Source organism: Pseudomonas brassicacearum subsp. brassicacearum (assembly GCF_008801605.1).
GTDB classification, from domain to species: Bacteria; Pseudomonadota; Gammaproteobacteria; order Pseudomonadales; family Pseudomonadaceae; genus Aquipseudomonas; species Aquipseudomonas brassicacearum.
The window spans coordinates 232,861-242,600 of the sequence record NZ_VZPJ01000010.1 but is presented as its reverse complement, the minus strand read 5'-3'; the positions used below and the strand labels follow the sequence as shown (position 1 = coordinate 242,600).

General features: G+C 62.2%; 4 protein-coding genes. 2 read left to right on the top strand and 2 right to left on the bottom strand.

The window, feature by feature from the left end; genetic code table 11:
• Positions 1 to 6,063, top strand: a 6,063-nt coding sequence (locus F7R20_RS22350) for an Ig-like domain-containing protein (protein WP_151180614.1), incomplete at its 5' end; no start/stop codon positions are given.
• Positions 6,064 to 6,130: 67 nt separating this feature from the next.
• Here F7R20_RS22350 and F7R20_RS22345 read toward each other — a convergent pair.
• On the bottom strand, positions 6,131 to 6,526 hold the full coding sequence (locus F7R20_RS22345) for a YbaN family protein (protein WP_003198995.1): 396 nt from the start codon (positions 6,524 to 6,526) through the stop codon (positions 6,131 to 6,133).
• Positions 6,527 to 6,534: 8 nt separating this feature from the next.
• Positions 6,535 to 7,122, bottom strand: coding sequence for a UPF0149 family protein (locus F7R20_RS22340; protein WP_003198997.1), 588 nt, complete (start codon positions 7,120 to 7,122; stop codon positions 6,535 to 6,537).
• A gap of 432 nt (positions 7,123 to 7,554) precedes the next feature.
• On the opposite strand from F7R20_RS22340, the gene recQ reads away from it, so the two are divergent.
• The gene (gene recQ / locus F7R20_RS22335; protein ID WP_003198999.1) at positions 7,555 to 9,681 is read left to right on the top strand and encodes a DNA helicase RecQ; all 2,127 of its coding nucleotides are present in this window, start codon (positions 7,555 to 7,557) and stop codon (positions 9,679 to 9,681) included.
• Positions 9,682 to 9,740 lie beyond the last annotated feature (59 nt).

Genomic DNA, 9,740 nt, shown 5'->3' with positions numbered 1-9,740 from the left:
CTGACCCTGACCGGCAGCGTGCTGACCAACGATACTCAAGGTGCGGACCATGTGGCCTCCGGCCCAATCACCCCCGGCACTTTCACCGGTACTTACGGCACCCTGGTGCTCAATGCCGACGGCTCCTACACCTACACCCTCAACACCGCCGATGCCGACTTCAAGGGCCTGCACGGTGGTGGCGATGGCAGCGAAACCTTCACCTACACCCTGACCGATGCCGACGGCGACACCAGCACCGCGAACCTGGTGCTGCAAGTACACAACAACGATGATCCAGTGATCATCACCGGCCTCGACACCGACGGCGGTGAGCTGACGGTCCAGGAGAAAAACCTCAGCGATGGCAGCAGCCCGGATGCACCGGCGCTGACTCAAAGCGGCACGTTCACCGTGACTGCGTTGGACGGTGTGCAAACCTTGAGTGTTGGCGGCATCAATGTGGTGACGGGTGGCGTGGCAGCCGGTTTCCCACAATCGATTACCACCGCACTCGGCAATACGCTGACCATCACTGGCTACAACGCCGCCACGGGCGTGGTCAGCTACAGCTACACCTTGCTGGACAATGAAACCCATCCAAACGCCAACGGCGCCAACAGCGTTAGCGAACAATTTGCTGTAGTCGCCACTGACGACAACGGCACCACCGCGAACGGTAATCTGGACGTGAACATCGTCGATGACTTGCCTAAAGCCGTGGACGACAGCAACGCCAGCACGGCTTCGGAAACCCACCTGACCCTGACCGGCAGCGTGCTGACCAACGATACTCAAGGTGCGGACCATGTGGCCTCCGGCCCAATCACCCCCGGCACTTTCACCGGTACTTACGGCACCCTGGTGCTCAATGCCGACGGCTCCTACACCTACACCCTCAACACCGCCGATGCCGACTTCAAGGGCCTGCACGGTGGTGGCGATGGCAGCGAAACCTTCACCTACACCCTGACCGATGCCGACGGCGACACCAGCACCGCGAACCTGGTGCTGCAAGTACACAACAACGATGATCCAGTGATCATCACCGGCCTCGACACCGACGGCGGTGAGCTGACGGTCCAGGAGAAAAACCTCAGCGATGGCAGCAGCCCGGATGCACCGGCGCTGACTCAAAGCGGCACGTTCACCGTGACTGCGTTGGACGGTGTGCAAACCTTGAGTGTTGGCGGCATTAACGTCGTCACCGGTGGTGTGGCAGCCGGTTTCCCACAGTCGATTACCACCGCACTCGGCAATACGTTGACCATCACTGGCTACAACTCCACCACGGGCGTGGTCAGCTACAGCTACTCCTTGCTGGACAACGAAGCCCATCCAAACGCCAACGGCGCCAATAGCCTCAGCGAACAGTTCGCAGTGGTTGTCACCGACGACAACGGCACCACCGCCAACGGCAACCTGGACGTGAATATCGTTGATGACCTGCCGACCGCTCATGCCGACTCTGCCTCGGTGGATGAAGGTGGGACGGTCAGTGGCAACGTCCTGAACAACGATGAAGGTGGTGCCGACGGACCGGCTGCGAGTGGTGCCGTGATCGGTGTGCGTGCAGGCAACGACACCTCGACTCCGGCGATTGGCGGCTTGAACACCCAGATCAACGGCACCTACGGCTACCTGACCCTGGACGCCAATGGCAACGCCGTCTACCACAGCAACCCGAACACCGTCAGCGCCCCGGGTGCGACCGATGTCTTCACCTACACCGTGCGTGATGCCGACGGTGATGAAAGCACCACCACCATCACCATTGATGTCCACGATATCTGCCTCGTCGCCACCCCCGACCACGAAATCAGCGTCTACGAAAAAGCCCTTGACCTGAACCAGGACGGCCAGGACCTGGCCCCCGGCACTGTCACCGGCAGCGCCCCGAGCGCCACCAGCGAAACCGCCAGTGGCAGCCTTGTCGGCTCGATCAGCGGTGCCGTTGGCGCAGTGACCTTCGCGCTGGTGGGCAACGCCAACGGTGCCTACGGGCAACTGTCGCTTCAGCCCGACGGCTCCTACACCTACACCCTGACCTCGCCAGCCACGACGACGCCCCACGCCAACGATGGCCCGAATGTGCTGAGCGAAAGCTTCACCTACCAGGCCACGGACTCGTTGGGCAACACCGTCACCAGCACCATCGTCATCGACATCGTCGACGACGTGCCAAGCGCCCATGCCGATTTCGCCTCGGTGGTGGAGGGCGGCACGGTCAACGGTAACGTGCTGGACAACGACGTACTTGGCGCGGATGGCGGCATGGTGATCGGCGTACGCGCCGGCAACGACACCTCGAACCCTGCCGTCGGCGGCCTGAACACCCAGATCAACGGCACCTACGGCTACCTGACCCTGGACGCCAACGGCAACGCTGTCTATCACAGCGACCCGAACACCGTCAGCGCCCCGGGCGCGACCGATGTCTTCACCTACACCGTGCGCGACGCCGATGGCGATGAAAGCACCACCACCCTCACCATCGATGTCCACGAAAGCTGCCTCGTTGCCACGTCGGACCACGAAGTCAGCGTCTACGAAAAAGCCCTCGACCTGACCCAGGATGGCCAGGACCTGGCCCCCGGCACCGTCATTGGCAGTGACCCGAGCGCCACTGGTGAAACCGCCAACGGTAGCCTTGTCGGCTCGATCAGCGGTGCCGTTGGCGCAGTGACCTTCGCGCTGGTGGGCAACGCCAACGGTGCCTACGGTCAACTGTCGCTTCAGCCCGATGGTTCGTACACCTACACCCTGACCTCGCCAGCCACGACGACGCCCCACGCCAACGATGGCCCGAATGTGCTGAGCGAAAGCTTCACCTACCAGGCCACGGACTCGTTGGGCAACACCGTCACCAGCACCATCGTCATCGACATCGTCGACGACGTGCCAAGCGCCCATGCCGATTTCACCTCGGTGGTGGAGGGCGGCACGGTCAACGGTAACGTGCTGGACAACGACGTACTTGGCGCGGATGGCGGCATGGTGATCGGCGTACGCGCCGGCAACGACACTTCAACCTCTGCTGTCGGTGGTCTCAACAACCAGATCAACGGCACCTACGGCTACCTGACCCTGGACGCTAACGGCAACGCCGTCTACCACAGCAACCCCGATGCTGTCGGTGCAGCAGGCGCGACCGATGTCTTCACCTACACCGTGCGTGATGCCGATGGTGATGAGAGCACCACCACCCTCACCATTGACGTGCACAACAGCTGCCTCATCGCAGAAACCGACCACGACGTTACTGTCTATGAAAAAGCCCTCGACCTGAACCAGGATGGCCAGGACCTTGCCCCTGGCAGCGTCACCGGCAGCGACCCGAGCGCCACCAGCGAAACTGCCAGTGGCACCTTGGTCGGTTCAGTCAGCGGTGCCACTGGCGCCGTCTCCTTCACCCTGGTGGGCAACGCCACCGGCGCCTACGGCCAGTTGTTGCTCCACCCGGACGGTTCCTACACCTACACCCTGACCTCACCAGCCAACACCACGCCCCATGCCAATGATGGCCCGAACGTGCTGAGCGAAAGCTTCACCTATCAGGCCACGGACTCCCTGGGCAACAGCACCACCGGCAGTCTGGTGGTCAGCATCGTCGATGATGTACCGAAGGCCGTTGCGTCCGAGCGTTCGGTCACCGCGGTGGAGATCGATTCGAACCTGCTGATCGTGCTCGACGTGTCCGGCAGCATGGCCGATGACTCCGGTGTGCCGGGGCTTTCGCGGCTGGATTTGGCGAAACAGGCGATCAGCGCCTTGCTCGATAAATACGATGACCTGGGGGATGTGAAAGTCCAGCTCGTGACGTTCAGCAGCAGTGCCACCGACCAGACTTCGGTGTGGGTCGACGTGGCGACCGCCAAGTCGCTTCTCTCCAGCCTGTCAGCGGACGGCGGGACCAACTACGACGCGGCAGTGGCGACGGCCAAGACCGCGTTCGTCACGTCCGGGCAACTGACCGGCGCGCAGAACATCGGCTACTTCTTCTCGGACGGCAAGCCCAATTCTGGCCTGGAAACCGGCACGGCAGACGAGGCGGCGTGGAAAGCCTTCCTCGATGCCAATGGCATCAAGAACTACGCCATTGGCCTGGGCGACGGTGTCAGTAACGACTACCTCGACCCGCTGGCCTACGACGGCAGCGCTCATACCAACACCAACGCCGTGGTGGTCACCGATCTGAACCAGCTCAATTCGGTGCTCTCCGGCACGGTGCAAGGCGCGCCGGTTACCGGCAACCTGCTGGGCGAAGGCGGTTCGTTCGGCGCCGATGGCGGGTTTGTCAAAAGCCTGGTGGTCGATGGCACCACGTACAGCTACGACCCGGCGGCCAACGGTGGCCACGGTGCACTGAGCGCCAGTGGCGGGGTCAACCACGGCAGCTTCAATACAACCACCAACACACTGAGCATCGCCACCGCCCATGACGGTACCCTGGTGGTCAACCTTGATACCGGTGCGTTCAGCTACACCTCCCAGACCGCCACCAGCACCTTGATCACCGAAAACATCGGCTACACCGTCAGTGACAACGATGGCGACCTGGCCAGCTCCAGCCTGGTGATCAAAGTCGTGCCCAACAGCCCACCCGTGGCGATGGACGACAACATCATCACCAACGTGCTGTCAGGCAACATCGTGGTACCGGGCGAATTGCTGCTGGGTAACGACAGCGACGCCAACGGCGATCCGCTCACCGCGTCACCCACCAGTTTCAATACCGGTTGGACCGCCAAAGGCGGGGATTTCACCGGCAGCACCGGCACGGTCAGTTTCACCGGCAACAATGTGCAGTCGATCAACCTCAATCGCAGCGCCTTCGTCGCCAATGCCGCGACCATGACGGCAGTGCTGGTGGTCAGTGGCGCGCTGGGCGCGGTTTCCAACAATAACGCCAACGATGAAGACCGGCTAAACATCAGCCTCAAGCAGGGTGAAACCCTGACCCTGGACCATAACCTGGCGGGCAGTCATATCACCCTTGAGTACTCTCTCAACGGTGGGCCTTTCATTGCGATCAACGACGGCGCCTCGTTCACTGCGGCGGCGGATGGCAACTACCAGATCCACGTCACCAACATCCCCAATCCCGGCGGCGGTAATTCCAACGCTGCGGAAAACTATCAACTGACCATGACCGTCAACTACGCCGGGGCCCAGGACAGCACCCCGGATTACCACGGCAGCTACACCGCCAGCGACAACCATGGCGGTAGCGACAGCTCTGCGGTGGACATCAGCTACCAGGCGGGCCATACCCTGACGGGCACCACCGGGGACGATGTGCTGTTGGCTGGTAACGGCGACAACATCCTCAATGCGGGCGACGGCAACGACATCCTCAGCGCAGGCTCGGGCAACAACACCCTGCACGGCGGGGCAGGCAATGACCTGCTCTACAGCGGCGCGGGCAACGACCTGCTCGATGGCGGTACGGGCAACGACACTGCGAGCTATGCCCACGCGAGCGCCGGGGTCACGGTGAACCTGGGACTGTTGGCGGCGCAGAACACCGTGGGCGCTGGCACCGATACGCTGACAGGCATCGAAAACCTGGTCGGTTCGAACTTCAACGATACCCTCACCGGTGACGGCGCCAGCAACCGCATCAACGGTGGATTGGGCCATGACGTGCTCAACGGCGGTGGCGGCGATGACCTGCTGATCGGCGGCCTGGGCAACAACACGCTCACTGGCGGCAGCGGTGCCGATACCTTCCAATGGCAGGCAGGCAACAGCGGCCACGACGTGATCACGGATTTCGCGCCCGGCGTCGACAAACTCGACCTGTCCCAGCTGTTGCAGGGGGAGAACGGCAGCACCGCGTCACTGGACGATTACCTGCACTTCACCATCAGCGGCAGCGGAGGGTCGGTCATCACCAGCATCGACGTCAGTGCCATTGCCGGTGCCACGCCGAACCAGACCATCGATCTGGCGGGCGTCAACCTCGCCAGTCATTACGGCGTCACGCCCGGCGCAGACGGGATGATCGCTGGCGGGGCGGATACGGGGACCATCATCAACGGAATGCTCAACGATCATTCTTTGAAGGTGGACACGGTGTGAGGTGAGCTGAAACGACAAAACCCGTCATGTCCAGTCTGGACATGACGGGTTTTGCTTTTGTGGCGGCTCAGGGTTTGCGCAATGTCTTCTGCTTGAGGATATAAACCGTTACCAGCACCGCACTGGTGAGCATGAACCCCCGGGCCCACGGCAGGGGCACCAGGTAGCAGGAAAAGAGGATGCTCGCCCACATCAGCCCGATGGCATAGACCTTACCCTTGAGCGGGATGCCGTTGCCGCTGAGGTAGTCGCGGATCCACGGGCCGAGGCGGGGATGTTCTACCAGCCATTGGTAGAAGCGCGGCGAGCTGCGGGCGAAACAGGCCGCCGCCAGGAGCAGGAAAGGGGTGGTGGGCAGTACGGGAACGAAGATGCCGATGACCCCCAGCGCTACGCTCAGCCAGCCAATGGCCAACAGAACGTAACGCAGGATCAGCGGGCGATTGCCGACTGGCGAGGGCACCCGGTCACTCAGTGGTGGCGAGGCTTGAGGATCGCCGGTTTCTCGTCCGGTGCGTTGCACAGCAGGTACAGGGCCGTGAGGGCTTCGGGGATCTGGACAATCATGTCGTCCATCAGGTTGGCGTCGGCGGCGATGTCGGAAAATTCCGGTTGCTCATCGAACAGGCCGGAACCGACCATGATCGGCAGCAGCATTTCGCTGACTTCCTCTTCGGCGGTTTCGAACCAGGCGGCTTCGCGCAGGAACACGCCTTCCATGAAGCCGATGCACCAGCCACGCAACTCCGAATCATCCGGATCATCGCCCAGGTCCAGGTCGCACGGCAGTTCGAATTCTTCGTCGGAAGCCAGTTGGCGGGCGATGTGGGCCTTGAGGCCGACCAGTGTGGCTTCGATTTCGGCACGCTGGGCTTCGTCGCTGTAATGCGGCTCTTCGGCGAACAGGGCGTCGATCCACTCACGGTCCGGCACCGTTTCTGCGCAGATGGACAGGGCGGTCAGATAGCCGTGAGCGGCCACGTAGTCCAGCGCCTCTTCGTGCAGCTCATCGGCGTCGAGGAAGACTTGCAGGCGGGTCAGTTGCTCAGCGAAGGACATTACGGGCTACCTTGGGGAATAAACAATGCGGGAATTCTAGGCCTTCTTGAGCGCCCAGGCCAGCCGCGTGGCGTATTTGCCCCTCCCTAGGAGGTGAAATAGGGGCATGGAGAAAAAAACAGGGATGGACGCGGTTCCTGTGGCGAGGGGATTTATCCCCGTTGTGGGAGCAAAGCTTGCTCGCGAAGCAAGCGCCTCGATTTCTGAAGGCGAGACCGTGTCGCTTCCATCGCGGGCAAGCCTTGCTCCCACAGTCCCAAGCACCTCCTGTCAGCAGCCCCCTTTGCAACGAAGGCCTCGGGTATACTGCCGCGTTTTGTGATGCCCTGCGGCGTCCCGCCGGTTCGAAACGCACACTTACGATTTGCCGGTGCAGCGTTTGTGATTCTGAACCAGCCTTGCAGGGATGTTTCGGTGATTTTTGGAGTTTCTATGCTCGAACAGGCTCAACGCGTCCTCAAGGACATCTTCGGCTACGACAGTTTCCGTGGCCGCCAGGGTGCCATTATTGAGCGCGTGGCCAGCGGTGGCGATGCCCTGGTGCTCATGCCCACCGGCGGCGGCAAATCCTTGTGCTTCCAGGTCCCGGCGCTGTTGCGCAACGGCCTGGCCGTGGTGGTCTCGCCGCTGATCGCATTGATGGACGACCAGGTTGCGACCCTCGAAGAGCTGGGGGTTGCCGCTGCTTCGCTGAACTCCACCCTCAGCGCCGAGCAACAGCGGGACCTGGCGACACGCATCAAGCGCGGCGAAGTGAAGATGTTGTACCTGGCCCCGGAACGCCTGGTGCAGCCGCGCATGCTGGCGTTCCTGCAGAGCCTGGAAATTGCCCTGTTCGCCATCGACGAAGCCCACTGCGTATCCCAATGGGGGCACGATTTCCGACGCGAATACCTGCAACTGGGGCAACTGGCGGAACTGTTCCCCGACGTACCGCGCATCGCCCTGACTGCCACCGCCGACAAGCGCACCCGCGAGGAAATCGTCGAGCGCCTGCACTTGCAGAACGCCGAGCGCTTCCTGTCCAGTTTCGACCGTCCGAATATTTTCTACCGCATCGTACCCAAGGAGCAGCCGCGCAAGCAGTTGCTGGCGTTCCTCGCCGAGCGCCGCAGCGATGCCGGCATTGTCTATTGCCTGTCGCGCAAGAAGGTCGATGAAGTGGCGGCGTTCCTGTGTGAGCAGGGGGTCCCGGCGCTGCCGTATCACGCCGGCCTGCCCAACGACCTGCGGGCCTATCACCAGAAGCGCTTCCTCAACGAGGAAGGCCTGATCATGGTGGCCACCATTGCGTTCGGCATGGGTATCGACAAACCCAACGTGCGCTTTGTCGCGCACCTGGATCTGCCCAAGTCCCTTGAGGCGTATTACCAGGAAACCGGACGTGCCGGCCGTGATGGCTTGCCGGCCGACGCCTGGATGGCCTACGGCCTGCAAGACGTGGTGATGCTCAAGCAGATGCTGCAGAACTCCGAAGGCGACGAGCGCCATAAGCGTCTGGAACAGCACAAGCTCGACGCGATGCTCTCGCTGTGCGAGGAAACCCGCTGCCGCCGCCAGACCTTGCTGGCCTATTTTGACGAAGACATGCCCCAGCCTTGCGGGCATTGCGACAACTGCGTCGATGGCGTGGAAACCTGGGACGCCACCGAACCGGCCCGCCAGGCCTTGTCGGCGATTTTCCGTACCGGCCAGCGCTACGGTGTCGGGCATCTGGTGGACGTGTTGCTGGGCAAGGACAACGAAAAGGTCCGCAGCTTTGGCCACCAGCACCTGTCGGTGTTCGGCGTGGGCAAGGCGCGCACCGAGGGTGAGTGGCGTTCATTATTCCGACAACTGGTGGCCCGCGGTCTGGCCGACATCGACCTGGAAGGCTACGGCGGTCTGCGCCTGAGTGCGACTTGCCGGCCGTTGCTCAAAGGTGAGGTCACCCTCGAACTGCGTCGTGACCTCAAGCCGGCAACGGCGGTCAAGAGCAGCAAGAGCCAGGCCAGCCAACTGGTACGTGGCGAAGAGCGCGATCAATGGGAAGCCTTGCGGGCCTTGCGGCGCAAGCTGGCCGAGGAGCACGGCGTCCCGCCGTACGTCATCTTCCCCGACTCGACGCTGCTGGAAATGCTCCGCAGTCAGCCCACCTCCCTGGCGGAAATGGCCCAGGTCAGTGGTGTGGGCGCGCGCAAGCTGGAGCGGTATGGCGAGGCCTTCCTCCAGGTCCTGGGTGGCGAGGCCGAAGCACCGAAAGCGGTGGCCGATGTACGTCACGAACTCATTACGCTGGCCCGGGCCGGCATGACACCGTTGCAGATCGCCGGGCAACTGCAGTGCTCGGAAAAGAACGTCTACACGATGCTGGCCGAAGCCATTGGCAAACAGCAGTTGTCCCTGGAACAGGCGCTGGATCTGCCCGAAGAGCTGATGGGAGAGGTGCAGGATGCCTTCCTGGATGGCGAAGGCGAGTTACCACCCGTGTCTGAAGTTGCCGCGCTGTTTGTCGGACGGGTTCCCGAAGGCGTGCTGTATTGCGTCAGGGCTGCGTTGCAGTCTGAATTTGAAGTCTGATCAGTGAGTTGCGTGCCTTTAACGATTCAGTACAAGGTGAACCTTGCTTGAATCCAAAG